The sequence below is a fragment of the Campylobacter concisus genome (assembly GCF_015230035.1).
Classification (GTDB): Bacteria; Campylobacterota; Campylobacteria; order Campylobacterales; family Campylobacteraceae; genus Campylobacter_A; species Campylobacter_A concisus_BK.
This window is the reverse complement of sequence record NZ_JAAKZD010000005.1, coordinates 124,420-150,869: the sequence shown is the minus strand read 5'-3', so window position 1 is coordinate 150,869 and position 26,450 is coordinate 124,420. Positions and strand designations below refer to the sequence as shown.

The following is a 26,450-nucleotide window of genomic DNA, read 5'->3' as shown; positions in this document are numbered from 1 at the left end:
GTGTAAGGGCTGATTTTACTTTATAAAGCATTTAAATAAGTTGAAATTTCTCTTTTTTGGTGTTACTTTTTTTCAAATTCTTTTAAAAATAGTGATAAATTTAGGGGTTTGGCTGCATAAATTGCAACCAAATTTTAAAAGCCGTGGAGATTTTTTAGCTTCTCATCTATCGGTTTTTTGTGCCCATCTTTTGTCACACTAACATAGGTCGCAATGGCACTTGTGACGTGTATGCTCTCTCTAAAACCACCGTCATTTAGCCTAAGTGCAGTCACTTCTATCTGCGTTGTTATCGATGTTTTGCCAACTGCGATGATCTTTGCGTAGCAGCTTAGCACGTCGCCAACAAAGACTGGTTGCTTAAATATGATCTCTTTCATAGAAATTGTCACAACTCGCTCAGGCGAAATTTCTCTAGCAGCCTGCGCACCTGCAAGGTCTATCTGACTCATTATCCAGCCGCCAAAGATATTGCCAGCTGAGTTTGTATCTTTTGGTAGCATCACTTGCTTGATGCGTGGCTCGCCAAAGTCCTTTAAAATGTCCATTTTTTGCCTTTTAGATTTTAAATTTTTGGTAAATTGTAGCAAATTTTAATGGCTTTATGCTAAAATCCTGCAACTTTAAGGGATGAAAAGATGAATGATTTTAAAAGACTAAATGAACTTACAAAAGAGCAAAAATCCAAGCTAAATGCGATTTATAAAAATTTAGACAACGAACTTATAAATGAGGCTGTGAAAATTTGCGGCCTTGATGGCACGCCGAGCCAAAGACTAGCCCTTGCAAGAAGGATAGTTGATCTTAAAGTTGATCCACTTCAAAATGAGCTAAAAAAGCTAAATTTAGGCGAGGACGAGCAAAAACGCGTGCTAAATTTGATCTATGGCTACGTTAGAAATTTATATGAAAATCTGCACGCCCAGCTTATAAAAAAGGCACGTGATGAGAAAATTTTAGACCCGTTTTATCAAGCCTTTGTAGAGGCTATGCACGAGCTTGGGCTTAGTCTAAATGAGTGGCAAATTTCATGGCAAGAAAAGATAATAGATACCACAAATAAAGAGTTTGAAGCTAAATTTAAAGATTTAGGCGAGGCAAATGAGTTTATCACTAAAAACGGCTTATTTCAGTGTGACGCTAACGGCGTAAGGGCTGATAGAACGTATGGCGCAGTTTGCAAAGAGGGCGAGAAATTTAGCTTTTTGCCTTATGTGCTTGCCTTTAAAGATGAGGTTAGAGAGCTTAAAAAAGTATTTGTAAAAAATCTTGAAATTTTAAGAAATTTAGCCCAAAATGACGAGCAAAAATCTTATGTAAAATACCTTGAAAAGCTGCAAAACGCCTTTTGCGAAGAGGATAATGCTAAAGTGATAAACGCTTGGCAAGAGGCTGAGATAGCGTGGATGGATGTAAAAGGCGCGCTTCAGCCAGGCCATCCGCTGGAGTACTACGAGGATGCCTACACGCACGCGGTTGCGCTGGAGTGGGACATCAGGCTGGTCGATAGCGAGGGCATTGATGAGCTTAAATTTAAAGAAAAAGTGACAAAAACTTACAAAAGCGTTTGCGAAAAGATCAAATTTGATAACGCCGAGACAAACAAGGCAGTTAGCGAAAATATCGCTAGAACGCAGCTTTATATAAGTGTGCCGATGATCTATTATGGGGCGGAGCTAAATGGGCTTTTTAGTGCTCAGGTCGTGCCAAATGACGAGAGTGTGAGCGCAAAATGCGGCAAGAAAATTTTTGCCTTTGTAAATCACGTCTACGAGGGCGCAAAGGCAAAGCCTTTTATGAAGCTTGGGGCTGAAATTTTTAGCAAAGAATTTTTGGATTTTGGTAGGGAAATTTTATTTTTAAAGCCAAAAATTTGGAAAAAAGTATATGAAATCTCAACGATCGGCCATGAGTTTGGGCACATCCTTTTCATCGGACTTGATACTGAGATGAGTATGAATAAAAGCGGCGTTTTTAAATTTATAGAAGAGTACAAGGCGACGACTGGCGGGCTGGTAAATTTCTTCTTGCACGAAGAGGCGGAGTACAAAATGGCCGTCTTTCACGAGCTAATAGCCCGTGCGGTTGGGCTTATCGCGTGGCGAAAGGTCGATGAGGTGAGGGCTTATTACTGCGAGGGGCTCATACATCTTAGCCTGCTTTTTAGGGCTGGGGTGCTTAAATTTGACGGCAAGCTAAGTGTGGATATGAGCGAGCAAGCCTACGCTAAATTTAAAGAAATTTGCTTGCAAAACTACTTCGATCTAGCGCAAACATACGCTAAAAAAGATGATGCGAGCACGTTTTTGGAGAAATTTTGCCAAAAATATGAGCAGAGCTATCTGCCAAAAGATGAAGAGTGCAAGAAATTTGTTGAGCATTTTTACGCTAGGTATGAGGCTATCGGCAACGACGTCGATGATAGCGGCGAGTGGCAAAGGTGGCAAAAACTAGCCCAGGAAGCGGAGAAGAGCCGTGCTTGATAGGATAACAAATTTTCATAGTGGCTCTTTTTTATTTATATTTGCCCTGATTATTGCTTATTTTTCTGCTATTTATCTGGGAGATCAGCTGCTTTTAAGTGGCGCTTCTATTGCTGTGGATGCGGCAATAACTATTTTTTTATTTATCGCATTGAAAAGAGCGGGGGTTTTAAATTCGTATTGGATATACGTCCTTCTTGCTCTTGGTTTTTGGGTAGTGGCTGATGTTTTACTGATGTTTTATGATAGATTAAATTTTGTTAGTAAAAATGTCTCTAATAGAACATTTATGCAAATTTTATTTTTAGTTCCGTTCTTGATGTTTTTTACATCTTTTGTTGGACTTTTTACCAGTGGTCTTAAAAAAGTTTCATGGCAACAGTTAATTGCTGATACTTTAGTTATTATTTTTATCGTTTCAAGCTTTCTTTGGTTTTCTATTTTTCATATGAGCTTTAATGTAGCTTTTGATAAAAAATATTTACTAAATCTTGCATATATATCTATAGATACACTTTTGCTTTGTGCAGTTTTTACCACTTTCTTTTTATTGAGATCAAGAAAAAGGCATAGAGGCTTATTTTTGTATCTACTAGCCACTTTGTTTATATGCGGTTGCGATGCATATTATTCAATTAAACCTTATTTTGGTCTTGGTGGTGCAGATATTCATTATGAGAGTTTATTTAAAATCGCATTTTTTATTATATTTTTAGCAAGCCTACATTTGATAGAAAATGAAGCGAATATTAAAATAAGATTATTTAGGCGAGATTTCCAAAGAGTTTTGTTAGAAAAAGTCGCATTTTTGCTTATACTTTGCTGCATCACATTGGGTACTACAAACACCGATCAGATATATTCATCGTGGATTGTATTTTTGCTTATGACCTTACTAATATACTCTGCGATAACTTACAATATATCTTATTCGCAAATGATAAAAAGGCTATCTCTTGAAGAAAAAACTATAATAAAAAAACTAGATAGAGAGATCCAAGATAGTTTAAGAGAGCTTGAAGAGAAAAACGAGCGCTTAAGGCAGCTTAGCGAATTTGACTCACTCACTGGGCTTTTAAATAGGCAGTCATTTTTAAGCAAACTATCAGAGATGATAAAGACCAAAGCGCTTGGTGAGAAGATAGATATTTACAGTATCGACATCAACCACTTTAAGGCTATAAACGACTCATACGGTCACTACGTGGGCGATGAGGTGCTTTTAAAGCTTTCTAAAAATATCAAAGCTATCTTGCCAGAGGGTGCTATCATCTCAAGGTTTGGTGGTGATGACTTTATGATAGTTTTAAAGCAAAAAAATGAGGGGCATTATAGAGAATTTTTATACTATCTGCTAAACATCATAGCCGAGCAAATCTCTGTTGGCGACTATAAGATAGCTCTTGGAGCAAAGGTTGGCGTTAGCTCAACACAAACAAGCGAAATTTTAGCTGATGATCTCATCATGCAAGCTGGAGCCGCACTTGATGCAGCCAAAAGAGATGTCAATACAAAATATGTCTTTTATGATGATATAAAAGAGATCATTCAGGAGAAAAACTACATAGAAATTTTGCTAAATTCTATGAATTTTGATGAGGAATTTAGCCTAAATTTCCAGCCGCAGTATCTACTAAATGGCAAAAAGATAATAGGCGCTGAGGCGTTAATTAGATGGAATTCTCCGGTAAAAGGCTTTGTAAGTCCGGCTAAATTTATCCCAGTTGCCGAGCAAAGCTCTATCATAAATACAATAGGAATATGGGTGGCAAAAGAGGCCATAAGGCAGATGAGCTACTGGAACAAAAAGTATGGCATCAGCCTAAAAGTAGGCATCAACATCTCGCCAAAACAGGTTGATAATGTAAATTTTGCATCGGATATCTTTGGCTATGTCGAAGAATTTGGCATGGATCCAAAGTGCGTTGATATCGAGCTTACAGAGGCAAGCCTCGTCAATGCCGAAGAGATCATGCAAATAGTCTTAAAGAAATTTTCAGATAAAGGCATGAGCATCTCGATCGATGACTTTGGCACCGGCTTTTCATCGATGAACTACATCAAAAAGTATCCGCTAGATAGGCTAAAGATCGCAAAAGAGTTAGTTGATAACATCGCTATAAATGAGATCGATAGAGACGTTGTAAAAAGCGTTATAACGCTAGCTAAAAATATCGAGCTAAAGACGATCGCTGAGGGTGTTGAAGATGAAACTCAGCTTGAAATTTTAAGAGAGCTAGGCTGCGATGAGATACAAGGTTATTTCTGGGGCAAGCCGATGAATGCTAAAGACTTTGAAGAGCTTATAAGAAGCACATTGGACTAATGTAAATTTAAATTTTATAGTTAGATTTGATTAATATTTAAGTGCCTAAAACTTTTGTCTAAAAAACAGAAGTTTTTCACAGGTTTTTCACGAGGTTAATAACTTTTTAAGAAAATTTTTTATGAATTTGTATGGGTTTTTAGCTCATAACGCTTTTGTAGTCTAAATTTTCAAATTTTAGTATTGGTTTTTTGACATTTTTGGCTAGTAGCTGGATCATTTGCAAGCTCTCGTTACCCTTTGGGATGATGAGGTGGATCTTTTCGCTCACAAAGATGACAAAGATATTTTTAAGCTCGTAAATTTCACTTACATCTTTTATGTCAAAAATTTCATTTTCTTTTGGCTCATTTTCGTAAAATGCCAAATTTTTCTCATCTACTTCAAAGATCATCTTTTTTTTAAAGTCTGAAATTTCTAAGCTTTTTAGCACCGATTTTCGTCTATTTTTTAAAAAAATTGGATAAAAAATGATCCAAAAAATGGCAAAAATGATGCCAATAACGGTAAAAATTTTGGTTTTTAAAAGCATATCAGCGACAAATCCAGCTATAATAACCTCCGTAAAAATCATAAAAACATTTATAAAATACTGTTTTCTAGCCTTTTTTGAGAAAAATAGATTAAATGCTTGGTAGTCTATTAAATTTTCTCCAGATAAGACGATGTTACGCTTCATAAATAAACCTTAATGAAAAAATTGTAAAATTATAACTAAAAATAGGGTTTGAAACAGAATAAACAATGGAGAGAAACATTTTTTTTACGTCAAATTCGTCACTTATCGTAAGACAAAAACAAATTTTCTATGCCGTTATAGCTCTTTTTATATTTTCTCAGTTTGCCGGCATCTTAAACTATAAAATTTTTGAAAATTTGTTGATATTTTTTGGCTTTGGTCTTGTAGTTCTTGGTATCTACATCTCTATGAACAGATCAAAGCTTAAAGCTATGCACTGGCTTGCTGCATGCTTTGGGGTCTTTCTTTGGACGATTATTGATGCCATTAGAAGCGTAAATGAAGACTTTCTTTTAAGAAGCAAAGAGCAAATTTCTTATCTTGATTTTTTTGATCTACTCCCTATGTTTTTACTATTGGCCGCTGTTGGTATATTTTTTATTACTAAGATCAATACACTTCCCAAAAAAAAATGGAAACAGATATTAGCCGATAGTTTTAATGTTTTTTTATTAGTTTGCATTCTTACTTATTGTATGGTTGGGGATCTTGGCTATCTTAAAGAATTTATGCTTTCAAAAAATATAAACAACATCGTTTTTAGTCTTGCTTTTTTTATAAATTTACTAATTTTATTTATAACGCTTAGTGAAATTTTTACAAGCACTACTTTTGGACTTAGATATAGTGGCTTTTATTTCATTGCTGGAAGTGTTATTTTTACATTACTAAATTTATATGTTTTTTATAATGGTTTTTTATTTAATGACTTTAAAATTAGATTTCATTCGCTATATCTTGTTCCTTTTGCTATTTTAATGGTTGGAAGTTTTTATCTAAAAGGTAAAAACAAAGATATAAATATGTCAAATGTTGGCGTTGGTTTTGTGTCAAAACTAATACCAATTACTTCGGCTTTTTTGCTTTTGATAAAAGGCGATATAGATACTACATCTGATCTACTAGCATTAGTTATTATTGTTATTGGCGCTGTTTTGGGCTATTATTGTAGAGCTTCTAACGAAAGTGATGAAGCATACGATGCTGAAAAGCTTTTACATGATATGAAAAACAAAGAAAAGCGTAGCAAAATGGTTGAGCTAGAGATCATAAATTTAAGCTTAGAAAATGTATCTGAAAAGGACTATCTCACATCTCTTGATAATAGAGACTCCTTGCTAAATAAGCTAGATGAGATGTGTAAAAACATAGAAGAAGAACAAGAAATTGTAGTTTATTATATAAATATAAGTCGTTTTAAAAACATAAATACATCTTATGGTCATGGAATCGGCGATAAAATTCTAAAAATGGTGGCAAAGCGCATACGTGAAGCGTGTAATAGACAAGAATTTATAGCAAGGATAAGCGCTGATGAGTTTATCGTGCTTTCAAATATGGAAGAAAATAGCCACACTAAGCGTATGAAATTTGGTTTGGAGCTACGAGAGACGATAGAAAAGCCTTTGCAAGTAGATAAGTATCACTTTTCTCTTAAAAGTATAGTGGGAATTTATATTGTAAATAAAGGAAATATCACCGAACCTAGGGATATCATCAAAAAAGCTGACATGGCGATGTATTATGCTAAGAATAATCCAGCTTTAAATCCTATGGTTTATAACCAAGATATAGATAAGGAAACGTATAGGAATTCAGCTATCGAAATAGCTCTTAAAGGGGCAAATTTACAAGAGGACTTTGAAATCTACTTTCAGCCTATTGTTGATATGGAAAATCAAAAGATATCTTGTGCCGAAGCACTTTTGAGATGGCATTCGAAAGAATTTGGCTTAAAAGAGGCTAGCGAGTTTATGGAAATAGCTAGTTTAAATAGTGAAATTTTAAACGAAATTTGCACTCTTGCTGTCCTAAAATCAATAGAACAAGTCGTATCGTGGAGACAAAAGGGTATAAAGATACCAAAGATAAGTATAAATGTAGATCAGATACAAAGCACATCTGAAAAATTTGTAAGCGCCTTTATACTTGCTTTAAATTCTCATCATTTAAACCCAAAGCAGTTTGAGCTCGAATTTAGTGAAAGTATATGGCAAAACGATAATGAAACGCTTGATAAAATTTTCTCACTTTTAGAGAAAAATAGCATAGATGTTTGCATAGATGACTTTGGATCTGGATATACGTCGTTTGTCTATATCAGAAAGTATAAGATCGACCGCATAAAGATAGCAAATGACTTTGTCGCTCAGTCAGTGATAAATAAAAAAGATATGCAAGTAGTCGCTGCTATCATAAATATAGCAAAATCAATGAAGCTAAAAGTGACAGCAAAAGGCGTGGAAAGCCACGAGATAAAAGAGCTTTTAAAAGAGCTTAATTGTAATGAAATGCAAGGATATTTCTTATCTCGTCCGATGAGTGCGGAGGAGTTTGAGAATTCTTTAAGGCAGAATTCTCACATGGTGGCTGATATTTAAATTTCAGCCTTTATCTCTTCGTTTGATTTTACGACCATGCCTGAGCCATGTATCACGCTTGGGATACAGCTTGTGCAGATATCAACCTCTTCGCCGTTTTTGTGAGCGTGGATGAAAACTGCATTTTTATCATCGCTGCTTTTTAGTCCGCAAACGTTGCAAACTACTAGATCTTTCTCTCTCATCTTTTCTCCTTTGAAATTTTGGGTGATTTTACATCTTGTAAGCTTGCATTAAGATGATTTGGGTCAAGCTTGTCGCTTAAGCATTAATTGTTTTTTGTTATAATCATTTAAAATTTAAAAGGTTTAAAAATGGATGAAAGAACTATTGTTTTAGAGATGTTAAAGATGCAACAAAGCCTAAATGACGAGACAAACGGGCTTGGTTGGGAAAATGGCTATACAAATAAAAACAAACTCATAAGCTGGAGGCGCTGCATATATATGGAGTGCGCTGAGCTCATTGATAGCTTTGCTTGGAAGCACTGGAAGAGCATAGATGCTAAGACTGATGAGCAAAATTTACGCATTGAGGTTGTCGATATCTGGCACTTTATAATGAGCCTAGCGCTACAAATTTACAAGGCAAAACAGCTTGGCGATGTTGAGACATTAGCTGATGATATCTGTCAGTCAAGTGGCTTTAGTGACTATTGCAAAGAGCCATTAAAGGTCGAAGATGAGAGCATTTATGAGATCATGAACGACGTTGAGATGCTTATACATGAGTGCAGCGGCTTTGACTATGACATCTTTGATATCTTTAAAATTTATTTCTCAATGTCTTTAAAATGTGGCGTAAATTTATACTCGCTTTATGAGTGCTACATCGCTAAAAACGTGCTAAATCGCTTCCGCCAAAATAATGGCTACAAAGAGGGAAGCTATAAGAAAATTTGGAACGGACGCGAAGATAACGAAGTGATGAGTGAAATTTTATCAAATGGCGTTAGCACGATAGATGAAATTTACGCCGCACTTGAGCGCGAGTACAAAAAGGTAAAATGATAAATCTTCTCCGTCTTGGCTTTAAGGACTTTTTTACAGCCAAATTTATAACGCTATCTATCTTGCCACTTTGTCTTAGCATACTTTGTCTAGCTTGGCTAAGCATCTGGGGAGGTGGCGAGATATTTGACTTTTTAAGTGATGGCGCTAAAAACGAAAATTTCGCCTTTTTAGAGTCAAACTCGACGCTATCTTTTATAGCTATTAAAATTTTAAGCTTTAGCGCTACAAAGTGGATAGTTAGCATACTCTTTTACGTCTTAAGCACCTTTTTAACGATCATTATTAGCATCGTGATCGCTCTAATCGTGGCTGGCTTTTTAACGCCAGTCGTGGCCAAAGAGATAAACAAAAGGCACTACAACTACGTGCTTAAAAGCGAGGCTAGCACGGCTAGAGTACTAAAAGCGATGATGGTTGAGATCATGAAATTTCTTGGGATCTTGCTCGTTTGCTTGCCACTTTTGTTTGTACCGGTCTTAAATTTCTTCATCATCAACGTGCCGTTTTTTTACATCTACTATAAGCTTTTACTCATAGACGTTGGCTCAAACACGCTTGATAGCGATAAATTTGAGCTAGCACTGCTTGAAGGCGGTGGGGTTAAATTTATTGCTTTTACACTTTTATTTTATCTGATCTCGCTTGTGCCACTTGTGGGATTATTTTTTCAGCTTTATTTTGTGATAGTCTTGTCGCACCTCTTTTATCAAAGAGAGGCGCTAGTTAAAATTTAGAGCCAAAAGCTCTAAATTTATGCGTAGTAAGATACTTTTTTGCTCTCATCAAGCAATGTGTCAAATAGCCTTTTTGTCGCACTTAGTAGGTTTTTATTAGCATCATTTTTAGCTAAAAGTTCGTCAAACATCTTTAGCATATTGTCATTTATGAAATTTTTGTGATCCAGGTCTTTTGCGTCAGGCAACATCTGCTTGATCTTGTTTGAAAGATCGCTTATGCTTTGGCTGCTACCTGCGATCTTGTCGCCCTCTTTGACATTTTTCATAAACTCATCAACCTGTGGGCGAATTTGCTTCATCGCCTCTTCGATCTCTTTCATATCCTGCTCGTCTATGCCGTTTCCTTTATAGGCAAACTCGTAGCCGTATTCGTGCGTTAGAGTTAGGCTTCTTTGGCTTGAAGTGCCATTTTTCTGGCTTGAAAACTCTAAGTTTTTGTTGTCATACATCGAAAAGCTTATCTCGTCGCCTGAGCTAGTCTTCATCGAAAAGCTCATGTTGTTGTAGCTTCCTTGAGAGTAAAAATTTGTTTGCATTTTTAAATCCTTTTGAGGCTAAATCGGCAAAATTTTAATTTCATAAAGCAAAATTTTGTAAAATGCGTCAAAAAAGGATGAGCGATGTGTTGTTTTGGGACTAGGATCTTTTTGCTGATGCTTATAACTGTTTTAAGCTTCGTTTTTGCTAAGCTTTGCCCAGTTTTACCAGTCGTTGGCTACTACTTGATACTTGCAAATTTACTTGCCATTTTAATGTTTTCACTATTTTTTAAAGGGCTTTTGCCAAGCTTCGTAAAAGTAAATGCGATCCACTATTTTTCGCTAATTGGTGGCTTTATTGGGGCATTTTTAACAATGCTTGCTTTTAAAAAGGTTGCAAAAGATAAATTTACTCTAATAGAGCTCATTATTTTTACGCTTTGGGTGCTTATAATCGCCATAGTCATCTTTAAATTTCAAACCATTCTTGGCATTTTTAGGGGAATTTAGATGGATGAGAGGATAGTTAAATTTTTAAAAAAAATGCACCTTGCAAGTGTCTGCGCCATTGATGAAGATGGGCAGCCTTACGCTTTTAGCGCATTTTACGCCTTTGATGAGCTAAATTTTTGCCTTTTGCTGGCTAGCTCTGATGAGAGCTCACATATCAAATTTTTAAAAAACTCAAAGCTCGTTGCTGGCACCATCGCTCTTGATACGAAGATCGTTGGCAAGATAGAGGGTGTGCAGTTTCAAGGGGTGATGAGAGAGGCTAGCGCAAGTGAGCGAGAAATTTACTTTAAAAGATTTTTTTATGCAAAAGCGATGGATCCAAAAATTTGGTCTATAAGCCTTGAAAAGGTTAAATTTACGAGTAACACTCTAGGCTTTGGCAAGAAAATTTTTTGGCAAAAATAATAAGATCCAAACAGACCTATAACCCCAAAAAAGTGAGTGCACTCTAAGCACTCACTTCACTAACCTAACTTCAAATTTACATCATTTTTTAAGCCTTATTTTACTAATATCACCCCTTTTAAAGGAGAAGACATGAAAAATTTAATAGCCATAGTTGTGGTCATCGCCGCACTTGTTTTTGGCGCTTTCAAATACGCAAATTCATTTGTCGTGCTTGATGAAAACACCAACGAGAAGTGGTCTCAGGTGCTAAATCAATACAAAAGAAGAGCCGATCTCGTGCCAAATTTAGTTGAGACCGTAAAAGGCTACGCAGCTCACGAGCAAAAGGTCTTTGAAGACGTGGCAAACGCAAGAAGCAAGAGCATGCAAGTAAGCATCGACGCAAGCAGCCTTAGTGACGAGGCAAAGGTTAAAGAATTTATGGCAGCTCAAGGTCAGCTAGGCTCCGCACTTGGCAGGCTAATGGCAGTTAGCGAGAGCTATCCAGAGCTAAAAGCAAATCAAAATTTCCTCTCACTCCAAAGCCAGCTTGAAGGCACAGAAAACCGAATAAGCGTAGCAAGACGCGACTACATCGAGGCTGTAAAAGAGTATAACGTAGCTCTTAGAAGCTTTCCAGGTAAATTTATAGCCAGCATCTTTCATCCAGAGATGAAGCCAAAGCAAGGCATCGAGGTTAGCAGCGAAGATATGAAAAATCCAAAAGTTTCGTTTGAGCAGTGATGAAAAAAGCTCTTGCTCTTTTGCTCTTTGCATTTAGCTTTTGTTTTGCTCTAAATTTCAATGAGCAAATCAACGATGAGGCTCATATTTTTTCACAAAACGAAAGAGATGAGCTTTTAAATTTAGTGCAAAATTTCGAGCAAAATAGCACCACGCAAATCGCCATAGTGACTTTAAATTCACTAGAAAGCAGGAGTATTGAAGAGCTATCGCTAGAGATTGCTAGAGGCTACAAACTAGGTCAAAAAAAAGATAACAACGGCGTGCTTTTGGTGGTCGCTCCAAATGAGAAAAAGGTCCGCATCGAGGTTGGATATGGTCTTGAAGGGGTGCTAACTGACGCTATTTCAAGTCAGATCATAAATGGCGTGATGATACCTGAGTTTAAAAATGGCAAGATGAGCGAAGGCGTGAAAGAGGGCGTTTTGGCGATCATAAAAGTGGCTAGCGGCGAGGAATTTAGTAGTAAATCCGGCCTTAGCGACTTGCCTTTTGGCGTGTTTGCCTTTTTTGCTGGCATGCTCTCTTGTTTTGCCTCCGTTATTTTTGGCAAATTTTTTATGCGAACTGGCTTTAGCACGTGCTTTGCTGGACTTGTATCAACCGCGCTTGAGCAGGGATTTGGCGTGCAAAACTACCTTATCATCTTTGGCGCCTTTGCCTTTATATTTGCGGTATTTTTCTTTATTTTAAAAGACGTTTTTAAGAGAAATAGCCAAGGTGGCTCTTTGCCAATGGGCTTTAGACGTGATATTTCAGACTCAAATGGAGGTGGCGGTCGCTCAAGTAACAGAGGAGGTGGCTTTAGTGGCGGCGGCGGTGGTTTTGGCGGAGGTGGAGCTAGTGGCAGCTGGTAAAATTTGCCTGCTTTAGAAGTAAATTTCACTACCCTTTGCAAATTTTAAAATTTGCTAGAGTTTTAGACTGCATGCGGCGCAAAGCGCTACCGCATGCCACTTCTAACGTGCGAGGGGATTGAGGGATATAAAGGGAGATAAGGGGACGGCTTCGTAATTCAAGTCCCCTTGTCTCCCTTTTGAATAATTTGAATAAAAAGAAATTTACAAATTTAATAAAGCTATTTTGCAAATTTTAAACTTTCACTCACTCGCAAGAGTTGGCTACTAAAATTTGGCTTCGCTTACAGCTTAGCTCAAATTTTAGAGCCGAAATTACTCGTTCATGAAATTTTAAAATTTACTTGAGTTTTAGATCGCATGCGGTGCTTCGCATAAGTTTTAAATCAAAAATTCGCTATTTTTGTAAATCAAAATTATTTTTTATAAATTTTTAGACCCAGCATTTGCATATAAAAGCTAAATTTCTTAAAATATGCCAAAAAATTAGGAGCAAAAATGCTATCAGGCGAACTACTTAAAAGCCATTTTGCTAAATTTGATCTAGTGGCAATGCTTAGCGAGTTTTTAAAGCAAAGTTCTTTTGACAAAGAGAAATTTAAAGTACTTGGGCGAGATGGCTTTAAAAGCTTAGATAAGAGTCAAAGAGATGAACTTTTTAAAATAGCAGGCTTTAAAGCGCATATTGAAGCGAAATTTCAGGGCTTTTTACGTGAGCTGATGCAAAGCAAGATCCTTGTTGTAAGCGGCGTGGAGTATAAATTTAGCGAGCTTGAAATTTACACCTGCTTTGATGCAAATACCTACAAAAGATCGTGCGAAGCGGGCGAAATTTACTTTCACAACTTTGGTTTTGACATCTCTTTTAAGAGCGAGCCAGCGCTTTATGGCGGCATTTTGGTAAGGAGTTTAAAGCCTTTAAAAGAGCGAAATTTCATCTTTGGACCAAGAAAATGTGCCTTGCATATCTTAAATAGCAAAATAAGTAATTTAAATTTTGATCTAAAAGAGGCTGATTTTAGAGATGATGAGGCCATTTTACGCCAAGGATTAGATCGTTTAAAGATGAGAGTGAGCTTCAAAATGACGCTTTAAGGGCGGTTAGCGGCGAGTTTATAGGAGCACTTGAAAGTGCAAAAGAGTATAAAAAAATAGTTGAAAATGCCTATAAAAAAGGGTGAAATTTATCTTTTTATCGGCTTTGAGGCTGAGAAATTTAGCCCCCAAGCGTTTTGGCTAGCTCGGGGCTTTGGTTTTACTTTATAACGGCTAGTTTGCCTGTGCCTGCGTTTTGATTTACCTCTTTTTGGACGTTTGAAGCTTCGAGGAGCTCAAATTTATATGGAGGCTCAAATGGCGGCTTGGTTAGCTTTTCGCAAACGCTGCCCTTTTTAGAAAGGTCTATGTTGCCGCTTTCAAAGATGGTGCCTTTGTTGCATTTGTAGCTTATCTTGACGCCATTTGTAAAGTAGTTGTTTTGAGCGTATACTAGCGATCCAAAGCGCACACCAATGGCGTATTTTTGGTCATAAAAGCCATCTTTTGAGTCATAAAAGTTGTTATAGACGTGCACCTTTGCATTGCGTGCCATAGGTAGGCGTTGCGCGCAGTTGTCAAAAATGTTATGAGCGACCGTTATCGTCCTTGTTTCGCTGCTGCCGTCTGAGTCTCTTGAGCCTATTAGCATCGTTTTGTCGTGGTTTTCAAAGATGTTGTGCGAGATCGTGATAGCCGCACTATCCCCCTTGATGTCGCATAGTCCGTCATAAGTTTGCCATTTAGTAAGCTCTCCGCCTGCTAAATGCACATGGCTAAGATCCACAGTATCCTTAAAATGGCAGTGATCTACCCAGATGTTTTTACTTGAATCTATACTAACGCCGTCATATTGCGCGTTAAAGCCATCATTTTTTTGTACATCTGGAAATGGATCAAAAGCATCTTCGATCAACATGTTGCGGATCGCGATATTTTGGACATTTTTTAGCAAAAATGAGCCACCTTTTATGCCTGAGTTTTCGCCTAGGCCGATTATCGTGGTATTGCTAGCTACCGGCACTACGATGAGCTTTTTCCATTCGTTGGCTAAATTTTTGCGAAGCGCTGCTAACTTTGGATCTTGCGAACCATCTAAATTTGCATGGCACGAAGCGCCGTAAGCCTGCATAAATTTGGTATAAGTGTCAAACTCGCCACCGCTAATCTCACTTATAAATTTATCAAGCCCCTCGTTCTTGTCATTTTGTGGGATCCTGCTCTCGCTAAGGTCTATAAGCCCATCCACATAGATGACGTAGCCACCCATTTTGGCGTATTTTACGAGCTATTGTCTCTCTTTTACGGTGACCTCTTTACTCCCTTTACCGGCATATCCGCCAAAATTTTGCTCCGCACCAATGCTAGCGTAGCCAAAAGGCGTGTCGCTTGCTTTTATCTCGCCCACCTGTGCCTCAGTGCCAAATGCAAATAACGCACTAATAGCAAGTAACAATATCTTTTTAAGCATCTTTAGCCTCCTAAATTTGGCTTTTTATTCTTGATATTTTGTTATGAATTTCGCCGTTAAATTTAGTGCTATTTTTAGAAAGATAAAATTTATGCGAAAAATATCTCACTTTTTAGGCGAAGTAAGCATAGATAGGCGCTTAGCACGCTTTGCTCTCTTACGTAGTTACGCTCCCCTTTTAAAAGTAGCCTCTCAACCTCGATGTTGCCATTTCTATCGCCAGCTGCGACATATACTGTGCCAACTGGCTTGCTAGCTGTGCCCCCACCAGGTCCTGCGATACCGCTAATGGCAAGCGCAAAGTCCGCATTTGTCGTGCTTAGAGTGCCTTTTACCATCGCTTTTACGCAAGGCTCGCTCACAGCTCCGTAAGTATCTAAAATTTCATCCTCAACGCCCAGCCACTCGTGTTTTATGTGATTTGCGTAGGTCACTAGCGAGCCATCAAAGCTAGCCGAGACGCCTCCATATCTTGCAAATTTAGCCGCCGCAAGCCCAGCCGTGCAAGACTCAGCAAATGAAATTTTAAGCCCCTTTTGCATGAGCTTTTTTGCTACAAATTTGATCACATCTTTTTGTGGGATAAATTTTTGTGAAAATAGCGTTTTTACCCCTTGTAAAAAGCTCTCGATCTGGCCAAATTTATTGCTTTTTGCCCTTACTAGTATCAAATTTGGCAGGATCTGCGCAAGGGTTATATCGACCTCGTAAGTTTTAGCAAGTGGTAGCATAAGGATCTTCGCGCTATCTGCGTCGATGTCTATTAGATGAAAGTAGCTAAAATCAGGCTCATAGCCAGTAAGAAACTCGCCTAGTTCTTCATTTGGATTAGCTTTTATGAGATTTATCTGGGCGTTATTTAGGCTAGCTAAAAAGCTATTTTTAGAGTAATCTAAGCTATCTTTAAGTGCAAGGGTCGTGCTATCTTTTAGCTCTAGCGAGCCCCCAGTTAGCGTCGCTACGATCTTTGCAGCGATGGCAAAATTTTCATCCGAGCCAAAAATGCTTACAAAGTCGTAATCTTTTGATAAATTTTCGATGATAAAAGGTAGCTCTTTGCTGTTTTTTGGAGCAAAACTGACCACTCCAAGCTCGCCAAAATGATCCTCGTAACTTTGAAAAATGTAGTTTAGAAATTCTCTATTTATCTCAAGATCTTCGCCTATTATCAAGATACTTTGTCTCATTTTTAAGCTCCTTTTTTTGCCTCATTATACTATTTTTCAGTGTGATTTAACCAGCACAGGTGTAAAATTAGCAAATTTTAAAATCAAGGTAAAAAATGGACTACAAAGAGACACTTTTACTCCCAGAGACAAATTTCCCGATGCGCGGAAATCTCCCACAAAATGAACCACAAAGACTAAAATCATGGTACGAAGAGCGCAAGGTTTATGAAAAAATGAAGAAAAATCGCCAAAAAGCGGTTAAAAACTTCAACATCCACGACGGCCCTCCGTATGCAAACGGCCACCTTCACATCGGCCACGCGTTAAATAAAATTTTAAAAGATATCATCACAAAAACGCACTATTTTTACGGCGAAAATGTCCGCTACGTGCCAGGCTGGGACTGCCACGGCTTGCCGATCGAGCAACAAGTCGAAGTAAAGCTTGGCGATAAGAAAAAAGAGCTTAGCAAGGTCGAGATCAGAGAGCTTTGCAGGCAGCACGCGAGAGAATTTATAGATATCCAGCGCGATGAATTTAAAAGCCTTGGCATCATCGGCGACTTTGAAAATCCATACATGACGATGAAATTTGAGTTTGAGGCTGACATCTACAAAGCACTTTGCGAGATCGCTAAAAAAGGCCTTTTGATAGAAAGAAGCAAGCCAGTTTATTGGAGCTGGGCGGCTAGATCGGCGTTAGCTGAAGCTGAAGTCGAGTATGAGGAGAAAGAGGACTACTCTATTTACGTAGCATTTGAGCTTGATGGCGACGCGCTAGAAAAGCTTGGCGTAAAAGAGGCAAGCGCTGTCATCTGGACAACTACACCTTGGACACTTCCGGCAAATCAAGCCATAAGCCTAAAACCAGATGAAATTTATGTGCTAACGGCTGAAAATTTGATCTTTGCAAAGCCACTACTTGAAAGCGTTGTGCAGAGTGGCCTAAGCAAGGGCGAAATCAAAAAAGAGTTTAAATCAAGCCTACTTGAAAACACCCACGCGATAAATCCACTAAACGGCAGAAAGTCGCGATTTTTACTAGGTGATCACGTAATGATGGACGGGGGTACTGGACTTGTTCACACAGCGCCAGGACACGGCGAGGACGACTACTACGTATGTTTGAAATATGGCTTTAGCGAAATTTTGATGCCAGTTGATGATGGCGGCTGCTACGATGAGAGCATAAAACATCACGGACTATTTAGAAGTGACGTGGTAGATGAGTTTGTCGGCATGCACATCTTTAAAGCAAATGAGAAAATTTTAGAGCTACTTGGCAAAAGCTTGCTTAGCGTCTCTAAATTTAGACACTCTTATCCATTTTGCTGGAGAACGCACAAGCCTGTCATTTATAGAGCCACAAAGCAGTGGTTTATAGCTATGGACGAGGCTAAACTAGGCGGAAAAACACTTAGACAAACAGCGCTAAAAGAGCTTGAAAAGGTTAAATTTTATCCAAGCGTAGGCATAAAAAGAATAGGCTCTATGATAGAAAATCGCCCAGACTGGTGCATCTCTCGTCAGCGTGACTGGGGCGTGCCGATCGCGTTTTTCAGAGACAAAGCGACAAAAGAAGTTATATTTGATAGTGAAATTTTAGACCACATCGTGGCTATCTTTAAAGAAAAAGGCGCTGATGCGTGGTGGGCGCTAAGTATAGACGAGCTTTTACCAAAAGGCACAAAATACAAGGCTGAAAATTTAGAAAAAGTGATGGACATCCTTGATGTTTGGTTTGATAGCGGCTCGACGTGGCATGCGGTCTTACAAAGCGACAACTACGACGCTGGCAAATACCCAGCAAGCATGTATCTTGAGGGCTCAGATCAGCACCGCGGCTGGTTTCAAAGCTCGCTTCTAGTAAGCACAGCTATAAATTCTCACGCACCTTATGAGAGCATCCTAACTCACGGCTTTACTGTCGATGCCAAGGGCGAGAAGATGAGCAAGAGTAAGGGCAACGTCATCGCCCCACAAGACGTAGCCAAAACTCACGGCGTGGAAATTTTACGCCTTTGGGTTGGCATGAGTGATTATTCAAGCGACCTAAAAATAAGCGAAGATATATTAAAACAAATAAGCGAGCAATACCGCAAAATCCGCAACACGATCCGCTTTTTACTAGCAAATGTAAATGACCTTGAGAGCCTAAATACAGAGTTTAACATTCTTGATAAATGGATATTAGCACGCGCTAAAAAGGTCTTTGACGAGGCGAGCGCTTGCTTTAAAAATTATGACTTTTCAAAGGGCTTTAACATCCTTTTAAATTTCCTATCAGCCGATCTTAGTGGCGTCTATCTTGACGTTTGCAAAGATAGACTTTACTGCGACGCAAAAGACGCACCAAGAAGAAGATCAGCTCAAAGCGCGATGGCGATCATCACAAAGGCACTTTTGCCACTCATCGCTCCAACGCTTACTTACACCGTTGATGAGGTGATGGACTACGCTCCAAAGATCATAAAAGGCGAGGCAAAAGACGCGTTTGATCTAGTCTATGAGCCAATCAAATTTGATCTTAGTTTTGAAGATGAGCTGCTTTTTGCCAGCAGGGAGAAATTTAACGAGATCGTGGACGTTCTTAAAAAGGATAAAAAGATAAAATCAACCCTAGAGTTAAGTCTAGAGACAACTAGCCACAACATCACAAGCTACGACGAGCGCGAAGTGGCAGATCTTTACATGGTGAGCTCGGTTAGAACTTATGATGATAGCGAGCCACTAGCCGAGTTTGAGCTTGAGGGCGATAAATTTAAGATCATAGCAAGCAACCTTCACAAATGCCCAAGATGCTGGAAATTTAACGCTAGCAAAGAAGACGCGCTATGCCCAAGATGTGAAGAGGTCATAAGTGCTAAGTGAGCCAGTAAGCGCAACTATCATAATAGCAACGATCGCTGCGGTGGTCGTTGTTAGCTTGTTTGGCATATTTTTGGTTAATAAATTTAAAGGATAAAAATAGTGGTAACTTTAAAAGAAGCTTTGAAATTTTCAGCTGAAGAGATAAAAAATTTAAGAGCCGAGCTTGAGGCAAAGATCATAAAAGAAAAAGAGCTTGGCGCTTATGTCGAGCAGCTAGCAAATTTAGAGATCGCAAAACTAGGCGAGGGCGTGCCTATCGCTATAAAAGACAACATCCAAGTAAAAGGCTGGAGTGTCACGTGCGCTTCTAAAATTTTACAAGGCTACGTAGCACCTTATAACGCAACCGTTATAGAGAAGCTACTTAGCAAAAATTTAGCTCCATTTGGCCGCACAAATATGGACGAATTTGCGATGGGAAGCACGACTGAGAGCTCATTTTATGGCAAAACACTAAACCCACTAAATCACGCTCACGTCCCAGGTGGCAGTAGCGGTGGCTCAGCAGCAGCAGTCGCAGCTGGCCTTGCAGTAGCCGCACTTGGTAGCGACACTGGTGGCTCGATCCGCCAGCCAGCGGCATTTTGCGGATGCGTAGGACTTAAGCCAACTTATGGCAGAGTGAGCAGATATGGCCTTGGCGCATACTCAAGCAGCCTTGATCAAATAGGTCCAATCGCTCAAAACGTAGAAGACGCAGCCATTTTATATGACGCGATCGCTGGACATGACCCAAAAGATAGCACGAGCGCAGATGTGCCATTTGTTAGCGTTAGCGACAATATAGACGGCAACAAAAAGCTAAAAATTTGTGTCATCAAAAACTACGTAGAAAACGCAAGCGAGCAGACAAAAGTCGCTTTAAATTTAGCGATCGAGAAGCTAAAATCACACGGACACAGCGTAACTTACACAAATTTTGAAGATTCAAAATATGATGTCGCAGCCTACTACATCATAGCAACCGCAGAGGCAAGCGCAAATTTAAGTCGCTATGACGGTGTAAGATACGGCAGACGCGCAGATGCTAGAAATTTAAAAGAGCTATATGTAAATTCACGCTCAGAGGGCTTTGGCGAAGAGGTAAAAAGAAGAATTTTGCTTGGTACATTTGTACTAAGTAGCGGATACTACGATGCTTACTACATCAAAGCGCAAAAAGCAAGAGCGCATATAAAAGCTCAGTACGAGAAAATTTTAGAAGAAAATGATCTCATCTTCATGCCAGTTGCTCCAAGCACAGCTTATAAATTTGGAGCACACAGCGATCCGCTTCAAGCCTATCTAAGCGACATTTACACGATCAGCGTAAATTTAGCAGGCCTACCAGCTATCTCTGTGCCAGTTGGCAAAGACGATCAAAATTTAAACGTGAGCGCCCAGCTCATCGCAAAAGCGTGGGACGAACAGACCTTGATAAATGGTGCTAAGAGCCTAGAAAATTTAATAAAAGGATAAAAATATGAAGATAGTAAAGAGAGCTTTAACATTTGAGGATGTGCTTCTTGTGCCACAATACTCTGAAATTTTGCCAAAGCAAGTTGATGTGAAAACCAGAATCAGCAAAAATGTCACGCTAAATATCCCAGTGGTCTCTGCTGCGATGGATACGGTGACTGAGCATAGAACTGCTATCATGATGGCGAGGCTCGGCGGTATCGGCGTTATCCACAAAAATATGGACGTCGAAAGCCAAGCAAAAGAGGTCAAACGCGTCAAAAAAAGCGAAAGTGGCGTCATCATCGATCCTATCTTTATAAATCCAGAAGCGACCGTGGCTGAAGCTCTAAGCCTTATGTCAGATCTTCATATTTCAGGCGTTCCAGTCATCGACAAAGACCGTAAGCTAATAGGAATTTTAACAAACCGCGATTTGAGATTTGAGACAAATATGAGCACTTTGGTAAAAGACCGCATGACAAAAGCACCGCTTATCACTGCGCCAAAGGGCTGCACGCTTGATGATGCGGAGAAAATTTTCTCTCAAAATAGAGTTGAGAAGCTACCTATCGTCGATAAAGATGGCAGACTTGACGGCCTTATCACCATAAAAGATCTAAAAAAACGAAAAGAGTATCCAAATGCAAACAAAGATAGCTACGGCAGACTTCGCGTGGCTGCGGCTATTGGCGTGGGTCAGATAGACCGCGCCAAAGCGCTAGTTGATGCTGGCGTAGATGTCATCGTCATCGACTCAGCTCACGGCCACTCAAAGGGCATCATCGACACTTTAAAAGAGGTAAAAGCAAATTTTAAAGTTGATGTCGTAGCTGGCAATATCGCAAACCCAGCAGCCGTAAAAGACCTAGCAGAAGCAGGAGCTGACGGCATAAAAGTGGGTATCGGACCAGGATCTATTTGCACCACAAGGATCGTTGCTGGCGTTGGCGTGCCTCAAATTTCAGCGATTGACGACTGCGCAAGCGAAGCAGCGAAATATGGCATCCCAGTTATCGCTGACGGCGGACTAAAATACTCAGGCGACGTGGCAAAAGCCCTTGCAGCAGGGGCAGCTTGCGTTATGGCTGGTAGCTTGCTTGCAGGTTGCGAAGAGAGCCCGGGCGAGCTTATAACATTCCAAGGTCGCCAGTACAAAGTATATCGCGGCATGGGCTCAATCGGCGCTATGACAAAGGGAAGTTCAGACCGCTACTTCCAAGAGGGCACCGCTCAAGACAAGCTTGTGCCTGAAGGCATCGAAGGCCGTGTGCCATTTGCTGGCAGCATAAAAGATGTGATCCATCAGCTAATAGGCGGCCTAAGAAGCGCTATGGGCTATGTCGGTGCAAAAGATATCCCAACTCTTCAAGAAAGAGCTGAATTTGTCGAGATAACAAGCGCAGGACTAAAAGAGAGCCACGTCCACGACGTGGTTATCACTCACGAGGCACCAAACTACAAAGTTAATTAGTGTTAGACCTGCAAACTAGAACTATTAAATTTAACGAGCCACTCTACCTTGAGAGTGGCCGTATGCTATCAAATTTCAAGCTTATTTATGAGACTTACGGCACGCTAAATACTGATAAAAGCAACGTTATCGTGATCTGTCACGCCCTAACTGGCTCGCACCACGCTGCTGGCACCTACGCAGGCGATGAGAAAGCTGGCTGGTGGGACGGGCTAATAGGCAGCAAAAAGGCGGTCGATACCGATAAATTTTACGTTATTTGCGTAAATATCTTAGGCTCGTGCTTTGGCTCGACCTCGCCGCTAAGCGTTGATCGAAGTAGCGGCAAAGAGTATAGGCTAAATTTTCCAGTCCTTGCCATAAGTGACGTGGTAAAGGCGCAGATGAGGTTATTTAGCGAGCTTGGCATCACAAGGGCAAGAGCCGTGATAGGTGGCAGTCTTGGCGGTATGCAGGCACTTTGCTACGCTATCGAGTTTCCAGAATTTGCGCAAGATATCATAATGCTTGCAAGCACCTATCAGACTAAGCCTTGGGCGATAGCGTTTAACAAGATCGCCATCGAAGCCATTTTAAACGATGAAAATTTCAAAAACGGCGAATACGACGCGGAATTTATAAGAAAAAATGGGCTAAAAGGCATGGCTTACGGCAGGATGGCAGGGCACATCAGCTTCTTAAGCCCTGATAGCATGGATAAAAAATTTGGACGCAACTACGTCGAAACCGACGGCCTTTACGATCTTTTTGGACATTTTCAGGTCGATCGCTACATGGAGTATAACGGCTACAACTTCCCAAAGAGGTTTGACCCACTAAGCTACCTATATATCGTAAAGATGATGAATATCTTTGACTGCACAAGGCACTACGATAGCCTAAAAGACGCCCTTGCGCCGATCAAAGCAAATCTGCATCTAATCGCTTTCAAAGGTGATCTACTCTTTCCGCCAAGCTGCATGAGAGAAATTTATGACGCACTTTGCGAGATGGGCAGAGGCGCAAAGACAAATTTTGTAGAGATAGATAGCAACTACGGCCACGACGCCTTTTTGGTTGAGATAGAAAAATTTGATGGATATATAAAAAATATATTAAAAGGATAGAAAATGGAGCAAAAAGAGCAAAGTTTTGAAGAAAAATTAGCCCTAGCTGATAAAATTTTAAACGATCTAAATAAAGATGATGTGAGCTTAGAAAACAGCATAAAGCTGCACGAGCAGGGTAAAAAGCTCTTAAACGAGGCAAGAGAAATTTTAGAAAACGCAAAACTTAGCATAAAGCAGGTGGATGATGAGTAAAATTTGCGCCCTTCAGCTACCAACGCAGCCTTTGAGCGAGGCGAGGCTTGATTATTACCTTAAAATTTGCGCTGATGAAAACGCAAGGCTGGTTGTCCTTGGCGAATATGTGCTAAATAGCTTCTTTAAAGAGCTTGCCAGCATGCCAAAAAGCCTCATAAAAGAGCAGAGCGAGCGCAAAAAAGAGGCACTCTTTGCGATGGCAAAAAAGTACGATCTAAACATCATCGCACCTATCATAAATTTAAAAGGCAAAGAAATTTATAAGAGCCTAGCTAAATTTAGCCAAACTCAAGTAAAGCTATATGATCAGCAGATCCTCATGCCTTACGCGCACTGGAACGAGGCAAAGTTTTTTAGCAACGCAAGCGAGGAGCTAAATTTACCTATCTTTACATACGATAAATTTAAGGTTGGAGTTATGTTTGGCTTTGAGGCGCATTTTGACGTGTGCTGGGCGTATATGAGCGCTAAAAAGGTCGATATCGTGCTTGTGCCAACGGCTTGCACGTTTTTCTCGCAGGCGCGTTGGGAGGAGCTTTTAAAGGTTAGAGCCTTTACAAACAACGTTTATGTACTTCGTGTAAATCGCGTGGGGAGCCACAAGAGCGAGGACGAGCAGTGGAGTTTTTACGGCGACTCGATGCTTATTAGCCCATTTGGCGAGGTTAAAAACAGGCTTGGCAAAAATGAAGAGATGATGATCGATGAGCTTAGTAAAAAGGAGCTTAGCGAGGCTAGAAGCACCTGGGGCTTTATGCAGATAGAGGCTAAATTTAAAAGATGAAGCGCTGCGCCTGGGCCAAAAAGAGCGAGTTTAGCAAGAGCTATCACGACTGTGAGTGGGGCAGGGCGGTCAAAGATGATAAGAAATTTTTTGAAATGCTCATTTTAGAGGGCTTTCAAGCAGGTCTTAGCTGGGACTATGTGCTACGAAAAAGAGCCGGGCTTGTTCAAATTTTAGATGGCTTTGACGCAAAAAAGATCGCTAGCTATGACGAGGCAAAGCTTCAAAGCCTTTTAAGCGACGATAGAGCGATCAAAAACCGCCTTAAAATTTACTCTCTGCCAAAAAATGCCAAGGCTTTTTTAGGACTTTGTGCTGAGTTTGGCTCGTTTTATAACTACATCTATAAATTTACAAATGGCAAGCGCGTGATAAATGACGTAAAAAGCGCCAAGGACATGCCAGCAAGCAGTGAGCTCTCAGAGCACATCTCAAAAGATATGAAAAAGCGTGGTTTTAAATTTGTAGGCGCTGTGATCATCTACTCATTTTTACAAGGCGTTGGCGTCATCGATGATCACGAAAACGAGTGCTTTTGCAAGGGCAAAATTTAAGCTCGCCACTACTGTAATCTTAATGTAAAATAAATAATTTTAAGTAATCTTTACCATAAATAATCCTATAATTTTAGTAATCACAAAGGGTTTGAACAAAGGTGTAAATTTAAAATTTACAGGCTTTGGCGTAATACTAAAAAGGAGACGCTATGAGTAAAGTTTCAAGACGTGAGTTTATAAAATTTGGTGCTGTTTCAGCCTTGGCCGCAAGCGGAGTTTATGCGAGCGATATGCCAGTTTTCAGGGATAAAGATGTCAAATTTGACGAGGAGTGGGATGTCGTTATCATCGGTAGCGGCTTTGCAGGCCTTGCAGCTGGTATCAAGGCAAATGAGCGCGGCAACAAGGTGCTTATTCTAGAAAAAATGGGACGCGTTGGTGGCAACTCTGTAATAAATGGCGGAATTTTTGCCGTGCCAAACAGCGAACTTCAAAAGAAAAATGGAGTCAAAGACTCAAAAGAGCTCTTCATCTCAGACTGCGTAAAAGCTGGCCTTGGGCTAAACCACGTGGAGCTTCTTGGCATCCTTGCTGATAGAGCGGTCGATACTTTTAACTTCACCGTAAAACACGGCGCAAAATACCTAGACAAGCTACTTCTTGAGGGCGGTCACAGCGTGCCAAGGACTTATTACACCGAAAACACAAGCGGCTCTGGCATCGTTCAGCCTCTAGCTGAGACGTTTAAAAATTTACAAGACTGCGAGCTAAGAACAAGGTGCAAATTTGATGAGTTTGTAACCGATGAAAATGGCGCAATAGTAGGCGTTGCGGTGCGAAATGACTATAAATTTGACAAAAATTTATTTAGCGATGACAAAGAGAATAAAAGCGGCGAGCGTAAATTTATAAAGGCTAAAAAGGGCGTCGTGCTAGCAAGCGGCGGCTTTTGCAGTGATAAATTTTTTAGAAAGCTTCAAGACCCACGCGCTGTGCCTGAATTTGACACCACAAACCACCCAGGCGCAACTGCAGGTGCTTTGATCTCAGCCCTAAAAATAGGCGCTTTGCCTGTGCAAATCGGCTGGATACAATACATCCCATATAAATGCCCTGACGAAAAAGGCAACGGCATCACAAGTAAATTTGCCTCGCAAGCTGCCTTTAGATACGGCATCTCAGTCGATCCAAAGACCGGCAAACGCTATATGAACGAGCTTGCTGACCGCAAGATAAGGGCTGATGCTATGTTTAGGATAATCGACGCTAAAAATGATAGCTATCCTATAAATTTATGTGACTCAGTAGCTGCTGCAAAGCTAGTCGAGAGCGACCTTGCAAATCCTATGAAAAACGGCGTCATAATGAAATTTGACACGCTAGCAGACCTTGCTAAATACTACAAAATGCCAGTTGGCGAGCTAGAAAAAACGGTTGAGAGATACAACGAATTTGTTAAAAAAGGCAAGGATGAGGATTTTGATAAGCCAATCAAGCTAACTGATGGCATCACCATCTCACAAGCTCCATTTTACGCTATGCGTGGCGCTCCAAAGCTTCACCACACAATGGGCGGCGTAAAGATCAACACCAAAGCTCAGGTGCTAAACATCGACGATGAGCCGATCAAAGGACTTTACGCTGCTGGAGAGGTCACTGGCGGCACGCACGGAGCTAGCAGACTTGGTAGTTGCGCGATACTTGACTGCTTGACATTTGGCATGATAGCTGGGGAGAACATCTAAATTTA

The 26,450-nt window shown here is 39.9% G+C and carries 25 protein-coding genes; 18 read left to right on the top strand and 7 right to left on the bottom strand.

Annotated elements, in window-relative coordinates:
- Nucleotides 1–134: 134 nt before the first annotated feature.
- Nucleotides 135–548 (bottom strand): acyl-CoA thioesterase, encoded by a 414-nt coding sequence (locus G6W41_RS04895; protein ID WP_103651636.1) that lies wholly within the window; start codon nucleotides 546–548, stop codon nucleotides 135–137.
- Nucleotides 549–638: 90 nt separating this feature from the next.
- On the opposite strand from G6W41_RS04895, the gene ciaB reads away from it, so the two are divergent.
- Nucleotides 639–2,483: an invasion protein CiaB gene (ciaB, locus tag G6W41_RS04890; RefSeq protein ID WP_194170796.1), complete on the top strand. Its 1,845-nt coding sequence runs from the start codon at nucleotides 639–641 to the stop codon at nucleotides 2,481–2,483.
- 787 nt (nucleotides 2,484–3,270) lie between these two features.
- The gene (locus G6W41_RS04885) at nucleotides 3,271–4,809 is read left to right on the top strand and encodes a putative bifunctional diguanylate cyclase/phosphodiesterase (protein ID WP_242039908.1); all 1,539 of its coding nucleotides are present in this window, start codon (nucleotides 3,271–3,273) and stop codon (nucleotides 4,807–4,809) included.
- A 139-nt stretch (nucleotides 4,810–4,948) separates the two neighbouring features.
- Here G6W41_RS04885 and G6W41_RS04880 read toward each other — a convergent pair whose 3' ends face one another.
- Nucleotides 4,949–5,488, bottom strand: a complete 540-nt coding sequence (locus G6W41_RS04880) for a hypothetical protein (protein WP_194170794.1) — start codon at nucleotides 5,486–5,488, stop codon at nucleotides 4,949–4,951.
- A gap of 65 nt (nucleotides 5,489–5,553) precedes the next feature.
- On the opposite strand from G6W41_RS04880, the gene G6W41_RS04875 reads away from it, so the two are divergent.
- Nucleotides 5,554–7,929, top strand: coding sequence for a putative bifunctional diguanylate cyclase/phosphodiesterase (locus G6W41_RS04875; RefSeq protein WP_194170793.1), 2,376 nt, complete (start codon nucleotides 5,554–5,556; stop codon nucleotides 7,927–7,929).
- On the opposite strand, the gene G6W41_RS04870 is transcribed toward G6W41_RS04875, so the two are convergent.
- The gene (locus tag G6W41_RS04870; protein ID WP_002940779.1) at nucleotides 7,926–8,114 is read right to left on the bottom strand and encodes a hypothetical protein; all 189 of its coding nucleotides are present in this window, start codon (nucleotides 8,112–8,114) and stop codon (nucleotides 7,926–7,928) included. The two genes, G6W41_RS04875 and G6W41_RS04870, sit on opposite strands and share 4 nt — an antisense overlap.
- 129 nt (nucleotides 8,115–8,243) lie before the next feature.
- Here G6W41_RS04870 and dut point away from each other — a divergent pair, with 129 nt between their 5' ends.
- Entirely contained in the window at nucleotides 8,244–8,939 is a 696-nt protein-coding gene (gene dut, locus G6W41_RS04865; RefSeq protein ID WP_103569077.1) for a dUTPase, read from the top strand.
- Complete coding sequence (locus G6W41_RS04860; protein WP_194170792.1) at nucleotides 8,936–9,676, top strand: EI24 domain-containing protein; 741 nt, start codon at nucleotides 8,936–8,938, stop codon at nucleotides 9,674–9,676. Before dut ends, G6W41_RS04860 begins: the two co-directional genes overlap by 4 nt.
- 17 nt (nucleotides 9,677–9,693) lie before the next feature.
- On the opposite strand, the gene G6W41_RS04855 is transcribed toward G6W41_RS04860, so the two are convergent.
- Nucleotides 9,694–10,215, bottom strand: a complete 522-nt coding sequence (locus G6W41_RS04855) for a hypothetical protein (protein WP_021084663.1) — start codon at nucleotides 10,213–10,215, stop codon at nucleotides 9,694–9,696.
- An 84-nt stretch (nucleotides 10,216–10,299) separates the two neighbouring features.
- On the opposite strand from G6W41_RS04855, the gene G6W41_RS04850 reads away from it, so the two are divergent.
- From G6W41_RS04850 to G6W41_RS04830, 5 genes are all read left to right on the top strand, one after another.
- Nucleotides 10,300–10,668, top strand: coding sequence for an L-arabinose ABC transporter (locus G6W41_RS04850; RefSeq protein WP_223227535.1), 369 nt, complete (start codon nucleotides 10,300–10,302; stop codon nucleotides 10,666–10,668).
- Entirely contained in the window at nucleotides 10,669–11,076 is a 408-nt protein-coding gene (locus G6W41_RS04845; RefSeq protein WP_149713487.1) for a pyridoxamine 5'-phosphate oxidase family protein, read from the top strand. It abuts the gene before it with no gap.
- Nucleotides 11,077–11,208: 132 nt separating this feature from the next.
- On the top strand, nucleotides 11,209–11,802 hold the full coding sequence (locus G6W41_RS04840; protein WP_194170791.1) for a LemA family protein: 594 nt from the start codon (nucleotides 11,209–11,211) through the stop codon (nucleotides 11,800–11,802).
- Nucleotides 11,802–12,659, top strand: coding sequence for a TPM domain-containing protein (locus tag G6W41_RS04835; RefSeq protein WP_194170790.1), 858 nt, complete (start codon nucleotides 11,802–11,804; stop codon nucleotides 12,657–12,659). Before G6W41_RS04840 ends, G6W41_RS04835 begins: the two co-directional genes overlap by 1 nt.
- 498 nt (nucleotides 12,660–13,157) lie before the next feature.
- The gene (locus tag G6W41_RS04830) at nucleotides 13,158–13,754 is read left to right on the top strand and encodes a sulfate ABC transporter ATP-binding protein (protein WP_194170789.1); all 597 of its coding nucleotides are present in this window, start codon (nucleotides 13,158–13,160) and stop codon (nucleotides 13,752–13,754) included.
- A 160-nt stretch (nucleotides 13,755–13,914) separates the two neighbouring features.
- Here the strand turns inward: G6W41_RS04830 and G6W41_RS04825 are convergent, their stop codons facing one another.
- The 3 genes from G6W41_RS04825 to G6W41_RS04820 form a co-directional block, all read right to left on the bottom strand.
- Nucleotides 13,915–14,964: a pectate lyase family protein gene (locus G6W41_RS04825; protein WP_242039907.1), complete on the bottom strand. Its 1,050-nt coding sequence runs from the start codon at nucleotides 14,962–14,964 to the stop codon at nucleotides 13,915–13,917.
- 18 nt (nucleotides 14,965–14,982) lie between these two features.
- Nucleotides 14,983–15,165: a hypothetical protein gene (locus tag G6W41_RS10125; RefSeq protein WP_228027466.1), complete on the bottom strand. Its 183-nt coding sequence runs from the start codon at nucleotides 15,163–15,165 to the stop codon at nucleotides 14,983–14,985.
- Between the two features lie 89 nt (nucleotides 15,166–15,254).
- Entirely contained in the window at nucleotides 15,255–16,352 is a 1,098-nt protein-coding gene (locus G6W41_RS04820; RefSeq protein ID WP_194170788.1) for a CinA family protein, read from the bottom strand.
- Nucleotides 16,353–16,447: 95 nt separating this feature from the next.
- Here G6W41_RS04820 and ileS point away from each other — a divergent pair, with 95 nt between their 5' ends.
- From ileS to G6W41_RS04780, 8 genes are all read left to right on the top strand, one after another.
- The gene (gene ileS, locus G6W41_RS04815; protein ID WP_194170787.1) at nucleotides 16,448–19,204 is read left to right on the top strand and encodes an isoleucine--tRNA ligase; all 2,757 of its coding nucleotides are present in this window, start codon (nucleotides 16,448–16,450) and stop codon (nucleotides 19,202–19,204) included.
- A 99-nt stretch (nucleotides 19,205–19,303) separates the two neighbouring features.
- The gene (gene gatA, locus G6W41_RS04810) at nucleotides 19,304–20,662 is read left to right on the top strand and encodes an Asp-tRNA(Asn)/Glu-tRNA(Gln) amidotransferase subunit GatA (RefSeq protein ID WP_194170786.1); all 1,359 of its coding nucleotides are present in this window, start codon (nucleotides 19,304–19,306) and stop codon (nucleotides 20,660–20,662) included.
- A 4-nt stretch (nucleotides 20,663–20,666) separates the two neighbouring features.
- Nucleotides 20,667–22,115 carry an IMP dehydrogenase gene (guaB, locus tag G6W41_RS04805; RefSeq protein WP_194170785.1) on the top strand — a complete coding sequence of 483 codons (1,449 nt, stop codon included), beginning with the start codon at nucleotides 20,667–20,669 and terminating at the stop codon, nucleotides 22,113–22,115.
- Nucleotides 22,115–23,221, top strand: coding sequence for a homoserine O-acetyltransferase MetX (gene metX / locus G6W41_RS04800; protein WP_194170784.1), 1,107 nt, complete (start codon nucleotides 22,115–22,117; stop codon nucleotides 23,219–23,221). The genes guaB and metX overlap by 1 nt, the downstream gene beginning before the upstream one ends.
- Before the next feature lie 3 nt (nucleotides 23,222–23,224).
- A complete protein-coding gene (gene xseB / locus G6W41_RS04795; protein ID WP_004317712.1) occupies nucleotides 23,225–23,416 on the top strand; it encodes an exodeoxyribonuclease VII small subunit in 192 nt (63 codons plus the stop codon).
- The gene (locus G6W41_RS04790; protein ID WP_194170783.1) at nucleotides 23,409–24,203 is read left to right on the top strand and encodes a carbon-nitrogen hydrolase family protein; all 795 of its coding nucleotides are present in this window, start codon (nucleotides 23,409–23,411) and stop codon (nucleotides 24,201–24,203) included. The genes xseB and G6W41_RS04790 overlap by 8 nt, the downstream gene beginning before the upstream one ends.
- Nucleotides 24,200–24,757 carry a DNA-3-methyladenine glycosylase I gene (locus tag G6W41_RS04785; RefSeq protein ID WP_194170782.1) on the top strand — a complete coding sequence of 186 codons (558 nt, stop codon included), beginning with the start codon at nucleotides 24,200–24,202 and terminating at the stop codon, nucleotides 24,755–24,757. The genes G6W41_RS04790 and G6W41_RS04785 overlap by 4 nt, the downstream gene beginning before the upstream one ends.
- A gap of 152 nt (nucleotides 24,758–24,909) precedes the next feature.
- Nucleotides 24,910–26,445 carry a flavocytochrome c gene (locus tag G6W41_RS04780; RefSeq protein ID WP_194170781.1) on the top strand — a complete coding sequence of 512 codons (1,536 nt, stop codon included), beginning with the start codon at nucleotides 24,910–24,912 and terminating at the stop codon, nucleotides 26,443–26,445.
- Nucleotides 26,446–26,450: the final 5 nt, after the last annotated feature.